This window comes from Allobosea sp. RCC_152_1 (assembly GCF_041360765.1).
GTDB lineage: Bacteria > Pseudomonadota > Alphaproteobacteria > Rhizobiales > Beijerinckiaceae > Allobosea > Allobosea spartocytisi.
The window spans coordinates 146,345-160,883 of sequence record NZ_JBFUPU010000002.1 but is presented as its reverse complement, the minus strand read 5'-3'; the positions used below and the strand labels follow the sequence as shown (position 1 = coordinate 160,883).

At 66.1% G+C, this 14,539-nt stretch carries 11 protein-coding genes and 1 other RNA gene; 7 read left to right on the top strand and 5 right to left on the bottom strand.

The features are described 5' to 3' along the window. Positions 1-52: 52 nt before the first annotated feature. Entirely contained in the window at positions 53-1,933 is a 1,881-nt protein-coding gene (locus AB6806_RS07070) for an SGNH/GDSL hydrolase family protein (protein ID WP_185747936.1), read from the bottom strand. A 23-nt stretch (positions 1,934-1,956) separates the two neighbouring features. Continuing rightward, a complete protein-coding gene (locus tag AB6806_RS07065; RefSeq protein ID WP_038358912.1) occupies positions 1,957-3,108 on the bottom strand; it encodes an alpha-hydroxy acid oxidase in 1,152 nt (383 codons plus the stop codon). A 491-nt stretch (positions 3,109-3,599) separates the two neighbouring features. Here AB6806_RS07065 and AB6806_RS07060 point away from each other — a divergent pair, with 491 nt between their 5' ends. From AB6806_RS07060 to AB6806_RS07040, 5 genes are all read left to right on the top strand, one after another. After that, positions 3,600-3,803 carry a cold-shock protein gene (locus tag AB6806_RS07060; protein ID WP_038358911.1) on the top strand — a complete coding sequence of 68 codons (204 nt, stop codon included), beginning with the start codon at positions 3,600-3,602 and terminating at the stop codon, positions 3,801-3,803. 327 nt (positions 3,804-4,130) lie between these two features. Next, positions 4,131-5,144, top strand: coding sequence for an ArsR/SmtB family transcription factor (locus AB6806_RS07055; protein ID WP_370954348.1), 1,014 nt, complete (start codon positions 4,131-4,133; stop codon positions 5,142-5,144). After that, on the top strand, positions 5,144-6,055 hold the full coding sequence (gene metF, locus AB6806_RS07050) for a methylenetetrahydrofolate reductase [NAD(P)H] (RefSeq protein WP_113252494.1): 912 nt from the start codon (positions 5,144-5,146) through the stop codon (positions 6,053-6,055). Before AB6806_RS07055 ends, metF begins: the two co-directional genes overlap by 1 nt. A gap of 4 nt (positions 6,056-6,059) precedes the next feature. Then, positions 6,060-9,812 (top strand): methionine synthase, encoded by a 3,753-nt coding sequence (gene metH, locus AB6806_RS07045; protein WP_142021788.1) that lies wholly within the window; start codon positions 6,060-6,062, stop codon positions 9,810-9,812. 217 nt (positions 9,813-10,029) lie between these two features. Then, positions 10,030-10,338: an alkylphosphonate utilization protein gene (locus AB6806_RS07040; RefSeq protein WP_038358901.1), complete on the top strand. Its 309-nt coding sequence runs from the start codon at positions 10,030-10,032 to the stop codon at positions 10,336-10,338. A 42-nt stretch (positions 10,339-10,380) separates the two neighbouring features. On the opposite strand, the gene AB6806_RS07035 is transcribed toward AB6806_RS07040, so the two are convergent. The 3 genes from AB6806_RS07035 to AB6806_RS07025 form a co-directional block, all read right to left on the bottom strand. Beyond that, positions 10,381-11,316 carry a diguanylate cyclase domain-containing protein gene (locus AB6806_RS07035; protein ID WP_370954347.1) on the bottom strand — a complete coding sequence of 312 codons (936 nt, stop codon included), beginning with the start codon at positions 11,314-11,316 and terminating at the stop codon, positions 10,381-10,383. Positions 11,317-11,421: 105 nt separating this feature from the next. After that, positions 11,422-12,240 (bottom strand): N-acetylmuramoyl-L-alanine amidase, encoded by an 819-nt coding sequence (locus AB6806_RS07030; protein WP_142021790.1) that lies wholly within the window; start codon positions 12,238-12,240, stop codon positions 11,422-11,424. Between the two features lie 11 nt (positions 12,241-12,251). Further along, a complete protein-coding gene (locus tag AB6806_RS07025) occupies positions 12,252-13,001 on the bottom strand; it encodes a TerB family tellurite resistance protein (protein WP_370954346.1) in 750 nt (249 codons plus the stop codon). A gap of 456 nt (positions 13,002-13,457) precedes the next feature. Here AB6806_RS07025 and AB6806_RS07020 point away from each other — a divergent pair, with 456 nt between their 5' ends. Both AB6806_RS07020 and rnpB read left to right on the top strand, forming a co-directional pair. After that, positions 13,458-14,045, top strand: coding sequence for a lytic transglycosylase domain-containing protein (locus AB6806_RS07020; protein WP_185747937.1), 588 nt, complete (start codon positions 13,458-13,460; stop codon positions 14,043-14,045). A 56-nt stretch (positions 14,046-14,101) separates the two neighbouring features. Further along, positions 14,102-14,493: RNase P RNA component class A (rnpB, locus tag AB6806_RS07015), an RNA gene on the top strand. The last annotated feature ends 46 nt before the right edge of the window (positions 14,494-14,539 follow it).

Sequence of the window (14,539 nt, the reverse complement as noted above, 5' to 3'; positions counted from 1 at the left end):
CGGGCCGGCGGTCTAACGAGATCCATGCGCCAGAGTGCAGAGCGCTGCCCGGTCAGCTGCAGATTTGGGCCTCGACCGATGCCATGGCGTCCCGATAGGAGCGGACATGGATGCCGTCATGGGTGCTGTCCGGCTTGGCGAAGCCCTCGGTTCCGTCGCGGGTGCCGGCGAAGGGGTCGATGAAGGTGCAGGCGTGGCGATCGCAGGCCCGCTTCAGCCTCTCGGACAGCGCGACCACCGCTGCCGGCTCGTAATATTTGATCATTCCGGGCTCCGCCGGGGGAACCGCGGCGACGAAGACCTTTGTGGACAGAGCGGCCGCGCTGGCGATCAGCCGGTCGGCATTGCGTTCGAAGGCGTCGAGGTATTTCGGCTGGGTCGGCTTGCGTTTGCGATGCAGATCGTTGGTGCCGATCAGGATGACGATGCTGCCGGGCTTCTTCGTAAAGGCGAATGTCGCCCAATGGCCGTTCATATCCGTCATCTTGGCGCCGCTGATGCCGGCATTGACGACATTGCGGCCGCAGAGGCGATGGGTCGCGTTGATCATCTCGGCATTGGAATCGCCCGCGATGAAGACATAGTCGGGATCGGCCTCGCCGATATGGGCGTTGATGACCGCGAGCCGGGCCAGTAGCGGGAAGTTCTCCGCCGGTTTGCGCAGCGCGAGATAGGTGCCGGCTGCCGCGGCGGCGATGAGAACGATGGCAAGGGCGACAAGGACGCGGCGGGAGCGGAGCCAGCCGGTGAAGGCAACCGGCCCTGGCAGGCGCGCGAGCAGGCTTGCTTCGGTCGCAAGGAGGCGGGGGCGTAGCTTCATGGCGTTCTTTTCGACGAGATGCCAGGAGAGGAAGGCGAGAGCGAAGGCCAGGCACCAGGAGATGGTGGCATTGGCCCACCAGGGCTGGCCCCCGGCGCCGAAAGTCGCGACCACGGCCTGCTGGATCGGGAAGCCGTAGAGGAACAGGCCGTAGGAATAGTCGCCCGACGAGACCAGCCAGCTGCGGCGCGGGCTGGTGAGCCCGAGGAAGGCGGTGAGATAGGCGCAGGGCAGGGCGATCAGGTAGTCGCCGCCGGGGACGCTCAGCCCCAGCAGCGTCGCGGCGAGGGCCAGCGCGAACAGCGCGTTGCTCCAGATGATCCGCTTCCGGAACAGATAGACGCCGATGCCATAGAGGAAGCAGAGGATCAGCACGGGGCCCGAAACGGTGACGCCCGGCTGGTGACGCCTGATCAGGACGTAGATGACGAAAATGACGGCGTGGACGATGAGGATCGTTGCAAGCGCGCGATCCTCCCGGCGCAACAGCCCCAGCGCGGTGATGCCGGCGATGATCAGGTAGCAGTACAGCTCCCAGGGCAGGGTCCAGAGCTGGCCGTTGACCAGTCCTGACCAGGGATTGCCCAGAAACACGCCCGGCAGGAGAAACTGGACGACGCCCAGGATGTTCAGGAAATACTGCCGGAAGAGCGGACTGCTAAAATACTCCGTCAGCGGCAGCGTCGTGAAGATCGCGCCGATGACGATGGCGGCGGCAAAGGTCTCCACGGCGAGCGCCGGCACCAGCCGGATCAGGCGCAGGCCGAGAAAGGAGATCAGCGACCGGCAGCGCTCGAGGCTGCCGGCGACGAGAAAGCCGCTGAGCGCGAAGAACATGGGCAGGATCAGCGCGACCGCCGGGCGCCATGCGCCGCCGAAGACACGCAGCGTCTCGCCGACGCCATAGGCCACGCCGACCGCATGGGTGACGATGACGAGGGTCGAGAGCAGCAAGCGCAGATAGTCGAAGCCGGCCGGCCGGTTGGCGGCGGCGGCCAGGCGCTCGGCGAAGGAGGGGCCGTTCAGCCGCCACCACCCCGTGCCCGCACCAGCGGACGCGGCCCGAGCGGCCGGCCCGGCCGCCTCGACCGATACATCGTCTTGCCGTCTCACGGCGCGTCTTCCCTGCCGGTCGATCAGTGCTTCGGCTTGCCGCCGACGAGGATGCTGGCGTCGACATCCTTGATGTCGCGCTTGCCGCAGAGCGCCATGGTGACGTCGAGCTCCTTGCGGATGATGTCGAGCGCGGCCGTCACGCCCTGCTCGCCCATCGCACCGAGCCCGTAGAGGAAGGCGCGGCCAATGAAGGTGCCCTTGGCGCCGAGCGCGACCGCCTTGAGCACGTCCTGGCCCGAGCGGATGCCGCCGTCGAACAGCACCTCGATGCGGTTGCCGACCTGCTCGACGATGCCGGGCAGGGCCTCGATCGAGGACAGCGCGCCATCGAGCTGGCGGCCGCCATGGTTCGAGACGATCAGGGCGTCGGCGCCGCTTTTCGCGGCCATCTCGGCGTCCTCGGGATCGAGGATGCCCTTCAGGATCAGCTTGCCGCCCCATTGCTCCTTGATCCACTGGACATCGTCCCAGTTCAGCTTCGGGTCGAACTGGCTGGCGGTCCAGGAGGAGAGCGAGGACATGTCGGCGACGCCGGTGACGTGGCCGACGATGTTGCCGAACTGCCGGCGCGGCGTGTCCAGCATCTTCAGGCACCAGCGCGGCTTGAAGGCGAGGTTGATGAGATTGGCCAGCGTCGGCTTCGGCGGGGCGGAGAGGCCGTTGCGGATGTCCTTGTGGCGCTGGCCGAGGATCTGCAGGTCCAGCGTCAGCACCAGGGCCGAGCAGCCGGCGGCCTTGGCGCGCTGGATCAGGCGCGAGATGAAGTCGCGGTCCTTCATCACATAGAGCTGGAACCAGAAGGGCGCGCTGGTGTGGTTCGCCACGTCCTCGATCGAGCAGATGCTCATGGTCGAGAGCGTGAAGGGCACGCCCGCCTTGGCGGCGGCCTTGGCGGCGAGGATCTCGCCGTCGGCGTGTTGCATGCCGGTGAGGCCGGTGGGAGCGAGCGCGACGGGCATCGCAACCGGCTGGCCGATCATCTCGCTGGCGAGCGATCGATCGGTCATATCGACGGCGACGCGCTGGCGCAGCTTGATCTTGGCGAAGTCGGCCTCGTTGGCGCGATAGGTGCCCTCGGTCCAGGCGCCGGAATCGGCGTAATCGTAGAACATGCGCGGCACGCGGCGCTTCGCCAGCAGGCGCAGATCTTCGATGGTCAGGGGCTGGGCCATGGTCGTTGCGGCTCCAAATTCCTCTCGGCATTGCCTTCGCGAAAACCGATTTTCGCCACGACAATGCCCTGGACAGTCGAGACCTGCTCGGTCGCACAGATGGCGGTGGCAGGCAACACTCCCGGAGCAGGCCGCTATGCCGCAGGCGACGGGGTCGGGGCAGTTGCAGGCAAAACGGAGCGGCTACATTCCGCAAAGTCAGGCTCCGGCCGGCAAGGCTCGGCGGGTGCCTTCTCGCTCGGGGTGGCGTGCGGTGACGGCCCTTTGGGGAGGCGGCATGGCATTCCCGCCTCGGGTGAAGGCGAATTCCATCCCGACGCTTCGTTCCCCATAGAGGTCAGTGGCGGGTGATCTTGGCGAAGTCTTAAATCACAACGTTTCGTCTGCCTTGCCTTTGGCCTCGACAAGGTCGAATTTTCGGTCAATTCTTTATTGCCGGCTTGCGGATTGCGGTCCGAGGGCTGGTGGGCGCGGCTTCGAGGGATATGGCGATGGCGACCGGAACCGTTAAATGGTTCAATACCGAGAAAGGATACGGCTTCATTCAACCGGCGGACGGCGGCAAGGATGTGTTCGTGCACATCACTGCCGTAAAGGAAGCTGGCATGATGACGCTGACGGAAGGGCAGAAAATCGCGTTCGAGCTCAAGACGGAGCGCGGCAAGACTGCGGCAGGGGATCTGAAGCTCCTCTGAACCAACCGATCTCGTGACCTATGCGACCCGCCGCTCCGGTTGGAGCGGCGGAGAATTGTCCCATCGTCGATGGGCGCTGCCGTGAACAAGGTCGGCCTGCCCTGCGCGGCCGGGCGGTGGAGCCGTCAGTCAGGCAGATCCGGGGGCGCACCCCAGGCCATCCCCAATTCACCAGGCTCGGAAACCACAGCCGCGCTGCGCGAGACGTCCGGCGCAGGCGCGCCGCGGAACGTCGTCCTGTTTTCCGCACGATAATTCGCTTGCACGAACGACGCTTTTGACATAAAGATATCTTTATATCTTTTTTCGAGCGTGGGAGGTGTTTGCGTGCGACAGCCGACGGCATTGTCCTCCGATGTGCTTCTGGCAGGCCTGAGGGCGGCCGGCGAGGAGACGCGGCTGCGCATCATCGCGCTGCTCTCCGAGGGGGAGCTCTCGGTCTCCGATCTCACCGACATTCTCGGCCAGTCGCAGCCGCGCATCTCACGCCATCTCAAGCTCCTGGCCGAGGCCGGGCTGGTGCGGCGCTCGCGCGAGGGCGCCTGGGCCTTCTTCCGGCTCGACGAGACCGGGCCGGGCGGGGCCTTCGCCGCCTCGCTCGCCGCATGGCTCGATCTGAGCGATCCGGTGCTCGCCGCCGACGGTGAAAGGCTCGCCGCCGTCAGGGCGACGCGGGCCGAGGCCGCGCAAAGCTATTTCGCCAGCGTCGCGCGCGACTGGGACCGGTTGCGCGGCTTGCACGTGCCCGATCATGTCGTCGAGGCGGCGGTCGAGCGGGCGGTGGGCGAGGGCACGCCCGGCGCCATGCTCGATCTCGGCACCGGAACGGGGCGGATGCTGGAGCGGATCGCGCCGAAATTCGGCCGGGCCGTCGGCGTCGACGCGAACCATGCGATGCTGGCGGTGGCGCGCGCCAATCTGGAGCAGGCGGGGCTCTCGCGCGTCGAGCTCAGGCAGGGCGACATCTATGCGCTGCCCTTCGCGCGCGGCTCCTTCGATCTCGTCGTCGTCCATCAGGTGCTGCATTTCCTCGACGATCCCGGCCGGGCGGTGCGCGAGGCTGCGGCCATGCTGGCGCCGGGCGGTCGGTTGATCGTGGTCGATTTCGCCCCGCACGAGATGGAATTCCTGCGCAGCGAGCATGCGCATCGCCGGCTCGGCTTTTCGCGCCAGCAAATCGCGGGCTGGTTCACTGAGGCCGGGCTCGCCTGCGATCTCTCGCAGGAGGTGACGCTCGCCGATGGCGGCTCGGGCCAGCTCCCGGTCATGCTCTGGCGCGGGCGCGACCGGCGCGTCCAGGCCGATCCGCCGGCCCGCAAGATCAATCTCGAGGTTGCCTGATGAATGCCTTTCGCCCGAGCCGGCACGGTTCGCGCCGTCCGCGCGTCTCCTTCGAATTCTTCCCGCCGAAGTCGGAGGAGATGGAGGTTGCTCTCTGGGAGAGTGTGCGCCGGCTCGAGCCGCTCGGCCCCAGCTTCGTCTCCGTGACCTATGGCGCCGGTGGCTCGACCCGCGAGCGCACCCACGCCACGGTGAAGCGCATGGTCGAGGAGACCGCGCTGAAGCCGGCTGCGCATCTCACCTGCGTCTCGGCCTCGAAAGCGGAAGTGGACGAGGTGATCCGTTCCTATTGGGATGCCGGCGTGCGCCATGTCGTGGCGCTGCGTGGCGACCCGGCCGGCGGCCTCGGGACGACCTACGAGGCGCATCCGGAGGGCTATCACCAGACCTCCGATCTCGTGGCCGGCCTGAAGGCGATCGGCGATTTCGAGGTCACGGTCTCGGCCTATCCGGAGAAGCATCCGGAGGCCGCCTCGCTCGATGCCGACATCGATGCGCTGCAGAAGAAGGTCGATGCCGGCGCGACCCGGGCGATCACCCAGTTCTTCTTCGATAACGACGTCTATTTCCGCTATCTCGACAAGGTTCGCGCGCGCGGCATCGAGATCCCGATCCTGCCCGGCATCGTGCCGGTGCAGAACTTCAAGCAGACGGCGAGTTTCGCCCGCAAGACCGGCGCCAGCGTGCCGCAATGGCTGGCCGACCGTTTCGAGGGGCTGGAAGACGACGCCGCGACGCGCCGGCTGGTGGCGGCGGCCGTCTGCGCCGAGCAGGTGCTCGACCTGATCGACCGCGGCGTCACCGATTTGCATTTCTACACGATGAACAAGGCCGACCTCGTCTACGCCATCTGCCATCTCGTCGGCCTCAAGCCCGAGAAGCCGGCGGCGCAGGCCGTGGCGGCGGAGTAGACTGATGTCCGACTACAAGCCAGCTCCGGTCGATGGCGCCGAGATCGAGCGCTCGCTGCGCCAGGCCGCGCGGGAACGCATCCTCGTGCTCGATGGCGCGATGGGGACGCAGATCCAGGACCTCAAGCTTTCGGAAGCCGATTTCCGCGGCGAGCGCTTCAAGGGTTTCAACCACGACCTCAAGGGCAACAACGACATCATCGCCCTGACGCAGCCCGATGCGCTGCGCGACATCCATCTCGCCTATTTCCGGGCCGGTGCCGACATCGTCGAGACCAACACCTTCTCCGGCACCTCGATCGCCCAGGCCGATTACGGCATGGAGGCGCTGGTCTACGAGCTGAATGTCGAATGCGCCCGCATCGCCCGCGAGGCAGGGGCCATCGCGCAAAAGGAGGATGGCCGCCGCCGCTATGTCGCCGGCGCCATCGGCCCGACCAACCGCACGCTCTCGATCTCGCCGGACGTCAACAATCCCGGCTTCCGTGCCGTGACCTTCGATCAGGTCCGCGACGCCTATGCCGAGCAGGTGACGGGGCTGATCGATGGCGGCTCGGAACTGCTGCTGATCGAGACGATCTTCGACACGCTCAACGCCAAGGCCGCGATCGTCGCGATCGAGGAGGTGTTCCGGGCCAAGGGTATCCGCTTGCCGGTGATGATCTCCGGCACGATCACCGATCTTTCGGGCCGCACGCTGTCGGGCCAGACGGTCGAGGCCTTCTGGAACGCCGTGCGCCATGCCGCGCCGCTGACGGTCGGGCTCAACTGCGCGCTCGGCGCGCGAGAGATGCGGGCGCATATCAAGGACATGTCGCGCGTCGCGGACACGCTCGTCTGCGCCTATCCCAATGCCGGCCTGCCCAACGAATTCGGCCTTTATGACGAACGGCCCGAAGCCACGGCCAAGATGCTGGCCGAGTTCGCCGATGCCGGCTTCGTCAATGTCGTCGGCGGCTGTTGCGGCACCACCCCGGAGCATATCTGCGCCATCGCGGAGGCCGTCGCCGGCAAGGCGCCGCGCCAGATGCCGGAGGTGAAGCCCTATCTCAGGCTCGCGGGGCTCGAGCCCTTCACGCTCGACGAGACCATCCCCTTCGTCAATATCGGCGAGCGGACCAACGTCACCGGCTCGGCGAAGTTCAGGAAGCTCGTCACGGCCGGCGACTACGCGGCCGCGCTCGACGTGGCGCGCGACCAGGTCGCCAACGGTGCGCAGGTCATCGACATCAACATGGATGAGGGCCTGCTCGATTCCGAGAAGGCGATGACGGAGTTCTGCAACCTGATCGCCTCGGAGCCGGATATCAGCCGCGTTCCGATCATGGTCGATTCCTCGAAGTTCCATGTCATCGAGGCCGGGCTGAAGACGATCCAGGGCAAGCCGATCGTCAACTCGATCTCGATGAAGGAGGGCGAGGCGGCCTTCCTCGAACATGCCCGTATCTGCCGCAACTACGGCGCGGCCGTCGTCGTCATGGCCTTCGACGAGGCCGGCCAGGCCGACACCTATGCCCGCAAGATCGAGATCTGCACGCGCGCCTACAAGCTCCTGACCGAGGAGATCGGCTTCCCGCCCGAGGACATCATCTTCGACCCGAACATCTTCGCGGTGGCGACGGGCATCGAGGAGCATGACAATTACGGCAACGATTTCATCGAGGCCACGAAGACGATCCGCGAGACCCTGCCGCATGCCCATGTCTCGGGCGGTGTCTCCAACCTGTCCTTCTCGTTCCGCGGCAATGAGAAGGTCCGGGAGGCGATGCACTCGGTCTTCCTGTACCACTGCATCAAGGTCGGCATGGATATGGGCATCGTCAATGCGGGCCAGCTCGGCTCCTATGACGATCTCGACCCCGAACTGCGCGAGCTCTGCGAGGATGTCGTCCTCAACCGCCGCAAGGATGCGACCGAGCGGCTGCTTGAGGCGGCGCCGCGCTTCAAGGGCGATGGTTCGGTCGCGACGTCCGGCAAGGACCTGGCCTGGCGGGAGCTGCCGGTCGAGAAGCGGCTTGAGCATGCGCTGGTCGCCGGCATCACCGAATTCATCGATATCGACACGGAAGAGGCGCGGCTGAAGGCCGAGAAGCCGCTCCATGTCATCGAAGGGCCGCTGATGGCCGGTATGAACGTGGTCGGCGACCTGTTCGGCGCCGGCAAGATGTTCCTGCCGCAGGTGGTGAAGTCGGCCCGCGTGATGAAGCAGGCCGTCGCCTATCTCATGCCCTATATGGAGGAGGAGAAGCGCCTGAATGGCGGAGGCGAACGCTCGGCCGCCGGCAAGGTGCTGATGGCGACGGTTAAGGGCGATGTCCACGATATCGGCAAGAACATCGTCGGCGTCGTGCTCCAGTGCAATAATTACGAGGTCATCGACCTCGGCGTGATGGTGCCGACGCAGAAGATCCTCGACACGGCACGCAAGGAAAACGTCGATATCATCGGGCTCTCCGGCCTGATCACGCCCTCGCTCGACGAGATGGTGACCGTCGCCTCCGAGATGGAGCGGGAGGGCTTCGAGATTCCGCTGCTGATTGGCGGGGCGACGACGAGCCGCGTCCATACGGCGGTGAAGATCCATCCGGCCTATGAGAAGGGCCAGACGGTCTATGTTACCGACGCGTCGCGCGCTGTCGGCGTGGTCTCGACCCTGCTCTCGCAGGAGCAGAAGCCGGCCTATGTCGACGGCATCAAGGCCGAATACGCCAAGGTTGCCGCCGCCCATCGCCGTTCGGAGGCCGACAAGCAGCGCCTGCCGCTGGCCAAGGCGCGCGCCAATCCCTTCAAGACGGATTGGGCGAGCTATGTCCCGCCGAAGCCGAGCTTCCTGGGCACGCGGACCTTCCGCACCTATGACATCGCCGATCTCGTGCCGGTGATCGACTGGACGCCGTTCTTCCAGACCTGGGAGCTGAAGGGTCGCTTCCCGGCGATCCTGCAGGACGAGAAGCAGGGCGAGGCGGCGCGCGCGCTCTGGGACGATGCGCAGGCAATGCTGAAGCGCATCGTCGAGGAGCGCTGGTTCAACCCGAAGGCGGTCATCGGCTTCTGGCCGGCGAACGCCGTCGGCGACGATATCCGCCTCTATACCGGCGAGAGCCGACAGGAGCCGCTCGCGACCTTCCACGGCCTGCGCCAGCAGCTTTCGAAGCGCGACGGCAAGCCGAATATGTGCATCTCCGACTTCGTCGCGCCGGAAGGCGGGGCTCCCGATTATATCGGCGCCTTTGTCGTCACATCGGGCGCGGAGGAGGAACGCATCTCCGAGAAGTTCGCCCGCGACAATGACGACTACCGTTCGATCATGGTCAAGGCGCTGGCGGATCGCTTCGCGGAAGCCTTCGCCGAGCGCATGCATCAGCTCGTGCGCAAGGAGTTCTGGGGCTATGCGCCGGATGAGGCCTTCTCCAACGAGGATCTGATCCGCGAGGAATATCAGGGCATCCGTCCCGCGCCGGGCTATCCGGCCCAGCCCGACCATACGGAGAAGGCGACGCTGTTCGAGCTGCTGCAGGCGGAGCGGCGCGTCGGCGTGAAGCTAACCGAGAGCTATGCGATGTGGCCCGGCTCCTCGGTCTCGGGCCTCTATCTCTCGCACCCAGAGTCCTATTATTTCGGCGTCGCCAAGGTCGAGCGCGACCAGGTCGAGGACTATGCCAAGCGCAAGGGCATGAGCATCGAACAGGTCGAGCGCTGGCTGGCGCCGATCCTGAACTACGACGCCACCGCCTATCGGTTGCAGGCGGCGGAGTAAGCAGCAGGTGTCATGCCCGGGCTCGACCCGGGTTCTCCTGCCGGAGGCCAAGCCCGGCGTCCCTTCCTGAACGAGAGTCTCGGCTCTGCGCTTCGCTGCGTCCGGGAATGACGCCGCGGATGCCGATTATACAGATCCGGCGTGTTGAATTATCGGACCGGCTCGTTTAACCCGCGCCGGTCGGGAGTTGCCCGGCGGCAAGCCGGGCGGAGTGACCATGGCCGACGATAACGACGACTACGTCTACGACGAGGCGACGGGCGAGTGGCGCCCGGCTTCGGAGGTGGCGGCTGCTGCTGCCGCGAGCGCACGCGTCGAGGTCCGCGACGCCGCCGGCAATGTGCTGGCCGACGGCGATTCCGTCGTTCTGATCAAGGATCTCAAGGTGAAAGGCGCCGGCCAGACCCTTAAGCAGGGGACGGTGATCCGCTCGATTCGCCTGACTGATGATCCCGACGAGATCGATTGCCGCCACGATGCCATCAAGGGACTCGTGCTGCGCACCGAGTTCGTGCGCAAGCGCTGAGGCGCCGGCGACCGGCGCGCTGCGCCGGGGCCTATACGAGACTCACTGTGCCAGGCGCAATGGCGGGCTTGCCAGGGGACGATCGAACATCTGCAAGGTGTTGCCGCCGGTCATGCCGGCGACGTGAAGCGCGGCATGGGCCTCGGCGAAGAGGGCCGCGGGATCGCGGTGGCGTTCGCCATTGAGGACGACGGCGCCGATCGAGATCGTGAAGTCGATCACCGCATGTCCGCGCATGATCGGGCGGGACAACAGATGCTGCGCGTTCTCGAGACTGGCGGCGAGGCGCTGCTGCCCGGCCGACATCCGCAGCAGCAGGGCGAACTGGCTCTTGCCGATGCGGCTGCTGGCGAAAGCATCGGGGAAGAGCCGGGCGAGCCGCTCTTCGAAGCGGAGCAGCAATTCATCGCTGGCCGCTGGCCCGAAAGCATCGACGATGTCGTGAAAATCATCGATGTCGAGCATAATCAGCGCGAAGGTTTCCTGTTCGAAGCGCCGGTCGAGCAAGGCCTGGGCGACGAGGTCCTCGAAGCTGCGCCGAGCCGAGCGCTCGACGAGTGGATCGCGCTGTTTCAGCGTGGCGAGGCCTGTCCAAAGGCCTTTCTCGGCGGTGACATCCTGCTTCGAGCCGAAGATGCGGAACGGGCGGCCATGCTGATAGCCGACGCCGACGATCAGGCGCATCCAGCGCTTCTCGTTGCTTGCGGTGCGAATGCGGCAGTCGAGGGAGAAGGCCTCGCCGGTGCGGATCGCCTTGCTGCGCAGCCGATCCATCTCGGTGCGCGAGCTTTCCTCATAGAGGTCGAGGATCGAGGAACGCTGGATCGTCGAGCCACGCTGCAGGCCGAACAGATCGTAGACCCCGTCGGTCCAGCTCAGCGACACGTTTGCGAGATTGCACTCCCAGGCCCCGATGGAGGAGGGCTTGCCGGAAACCCGACAGAGCTCCGAAGCGATGCGCTGCTGCTCGATGTTCAAGGCCATCCCCTCCGGTCGCCTAGCCGGACAAACTACAATAGAGCAGGGGAGTTAAGCGAGCCTTGTGAGAGCTTCCCGGGCATGCGGCTCCTCACGGGATCGCGATCAGGCCATGCGCGCGCCCTGCGTCGCGGCGAGCAGGTCGCGTAACGTCGTGATCGTGGAGGAATCGGCGACGCCGTCGACCTTCTCCGGGCGCCAGTGGCGCTGGAAGGCGGCGACGACCGCTTCCAGCTTCTCGTCGAAGACGCCGTCGACCGCGACGCCATAGCCGAGCATGGCGAACATGGCCTGCAGCGCCTCGACCGGCTGGCCGCTCTCGCCACGGGCGAAGAAGCGCCCGCCGCGAATCGGTGGGGCTTCAGTCCAGAGGCCGACGCCGCCTTCCGCGAAATGCCGCCAGGGAAATTTCTCGCCGGGGTCGATCTTGCGGCCGGGCGCAACGTCCGAATGGGCGAGCACCCGCTCGGGTGGGATCGACCAGCGCTCGCAGATGTCGCGGCAGAGGTTCAGCGTCGCCGCGATCTGCGCATCGGGAAAGTCGGGCAGGCCGCCGGGGTGGCCGGGATTGGCGATCTCGATGCCGATCGAGCAGGAGTTGATGTCGGTCTCGCCGGCCCAGTGCGAGGCGCCGGCATGCCAGGCACGCCGGCCCTCCGGCACGAGCTGGAGCGTATGGCCGTTCTCGAAGACGAAATAATGCGAGGAGACCTGCGAGACCGGGTTGCACAGCCATTGCAGCGCCTCTCCCGCGACCGGCATGCCGGTGTAGTGCAGGATCAGCATGTCGGGCCGGCGGCCGGGCGTGCCATCGGGGTTCTTCCGCTCGCCATGGTTGGGCGAGGGGAAGATCTTGGCGGCAAAGCGGCTATCCGGCCCGGCTGAGGCGGGATTGGCGGCGGCGGGGCTGGCGATCTCGTCCATGGGATGGCGTGTCAGGCGGGCTGATGCGAGAGGCGGCGATGCAGGCCGCGCTCGTGCTGGATCGCATCCCAGGCGGCATTGAAGGCCGCGAGACGCTTGGTCGCGATCGCGACGGCTTCGGCCGGAAGGCCGCGCGCGATCTCGCGGTCCGGATGCGTCGCCGCGACGAGGCGGCGATAATGCCGTTTCAGCTCGTCATCGTTCATCTCGCGGTTGGCGCCGATGACCAGATAGGGATCGTCGCGGCGGCGGACATGCCGCGCCTCGATGCGGGCGAAGTCGCTGTCGGCGATGCCGAAGATACCGGCGACGGCACGGAGATAGGCATGCTCGGCCTCATGGATCGCGCCATCGGCGGCCGCGATCAGGAAGAGGCCGTCGAGCACGTCCTCCAGCAGCGCCGGCTCGTCATGGAACGCGCCCGCGATCTGCGTGGCATAGGCCTCGAAGCCGGCGCTGGTCTGCTTGGCGAGATTGAACAGCGCCTCGACACGCTCCTGCTGATCGGCCGGCACGTCGACGATGCGCCGGAACGCGGTGACCTCGTCACAGGTCACGACACCGTCGGAGCGCGCCATCTTGGCGGCCAGCGCGACGAGGCCGGTGGTGAAGACGAGCTCGCGCGGGGCCGGGCCGAAGGGAGCGCCTTCGCGATCGATCAGCACATGCCCGGCGAGAGCCCCCAGGAGCGCGCCCAACGGGCCGCCGAGCGCGAGCCCAAGCCCGCCGCCACCGAGCGCACCCCAGAATGATGAAGCCATAAAAGGCCGGGTCTCCCGTGAATCCCATGCGCCGAAGCGCGGCCTGCATGATGGGAGCGCGAAGGGCTGTGATCAAGAGGCGGCCGGTCGACGAGCCCGCAGCGCGACGGCCTGACGCATCGAATCGTACGAATTGATCGGAATGCGGCGGAAACGTGGCCGCGATTCGCTTTTGTTGCTTCGCGGCGCCTCCCGATGCGCCGGCGAAGCTTATAGGGCCGCCGAATACGTTTAAATACTTCACAGCTTAATATAGATTAAATTCCGCGTTGCACAATCTACATGGTCTTTTTCTGTCGATGACGCCAGATTATGGACACATTCCATCAGCATTTGACCGCACCTTCCAATCAGTTCTGTCCAGATGAGGTTCGGTTCATCATGCGGTATGTCTTTGGCGGTCTCGCTGCTGCGCTCCTGATTAGCCTTCCCGCGATTGCGTCGGCGGGGGAATTCGTGAACGCGGAAACGGACCCCAGGGCGCTGCTCGTTCGCGACGCGGAAATCGCTCGTGAGAAGGCCGGCGACACGACTGGAAGCCTGGGCGCTGCCGCGACCAAGGCGGTGGCGAAAGCAGGCAAGGAAGCCCGCGCCGCCGCGAAGGAAGATCTCCGCCACGTCAAGGCCGCCGAGGCGCGTTCCGGCAGGACGCCGCTCGCCGCGCCGGCCGGTTCCGAGGGGCTGAGGGCGCTGGTCGCCCGCCATGCCGCCGAGAATGGGATTCCGTTCTCGTTGGCCGATGCCGTGGTGCGGATCGAGAGCCGCTACAACCCGCGCGCATCCCATGCCGGCAATTTCGGCCTGATGCAGATCCGCCATCAGACTGCACGCGGCCTGGGCTATTCCGGCGGTGCGAACGGGCTGCTCGATGCCGAGACCAACGCCCGCTACGGCATGAAATATCTGGCGATGGCCTATCGGATGGCCGGCGGCGATACCTGCCGCACCGTCATGAAGTACCAGAGCGGCCATATGACGACGCATATGAACGGCGCCAACCGCACCTACTGTGCCAAAGTGCGCACCATCACCGCTCGCAACTGACTGCTATTTTGCGGCCGCGCTTGACGCCGGCCGCGCCAGCGCGCATCTCCCCCTCGCCAGTCGGCCGGACGGCCGCTCTCGCTTGCGAGGGAGGAAAGTCCGGGCTCCACGGAAACACGGTGCCGGATAACGTCCGGCGGGGGCGACCCCAGGGAAAGCGCCACAGAGATCGAACCGCCTTCGGCTTCGGCCGCAGGTAAGGGTGAAAAGGTGCGGTAAGAGCGCACCGCGGGCCCGGCAACGGGGCCGGCATGGCAAGCCCCACCGGGAGCAAAACCGAATAGGGACGATGCTTTCCGCGCAAGCGGGGAGGGGCTGGTTTCTGAGCCTTGTCGTCCGGGTTGGTTGCTCGAGGCGTGCAGCAATGCGCGTCCCAGAGGAATGGCCGTCACGTTGCGGAAGAAATTCCGCAGCCATCCAGAACCCGGCTTATAGGCCGACTGGCACCTATCGGATGCGGAAAGGGCCGGGAGCGATCCCGGCCCTTTCGCTTG

What these genes read in the sequence shown, in the direction of transcription:
- AB6806_RS07065 (WP_038358912.1), bottom strand. Translation starts at nt 3,108, where the DNA reads ATGGCCCAGCCCCTGACCATCGAAGATCTGCGCCTGCTGGCGAAGCGC.
- AB6806_RS07060 (WP_038358911.1), top strand. Translation starts at nt 3,600, where the DNA reads ATGGCGACCGGAACCGTTAAATGGTTCAATACCGAGAAAGGATACGGC.
- metF (WP_113252494.1), top strand. Translation starts at nt 5,144, where the DNA reads ATGAATGCCTTTCGCCCGAGCCGGCACGGTTCGCGCCGTCCGCGCGTC.
- metH (WP_142021788.1), top strand. Translation starts at nt 6,060, where the DNA reads ATGTCCGACTACAAGCCAGCTCCGGTCGATGGCGCCGAGATCGAGCGC.
- AB6806_RS07040 (WP_038358901.1), top strand. Translation starts at nt 10,030, where the DNA reads ATGGCCGACGATAACGACGACTACGTCTACGACGAGGCGACGGGCGAG.
- AB6806_RS07030 (WP_142021790.1), bottom strand. Translation starts at nt 12,240, where the DNA reads ATGGACGAGATCGCCAGCCCCGCCGCCGCCAATCCCGCCTCAGCCGGG.
- AB6806_RS07025 (WP_370954346.1), bottom strand. Translation starts at nt 13,001, where the DNA reads ATGGCTTCATCATTCTGGGGTGCGCTCGGTGGCGGCGGGCTTGGGCTC.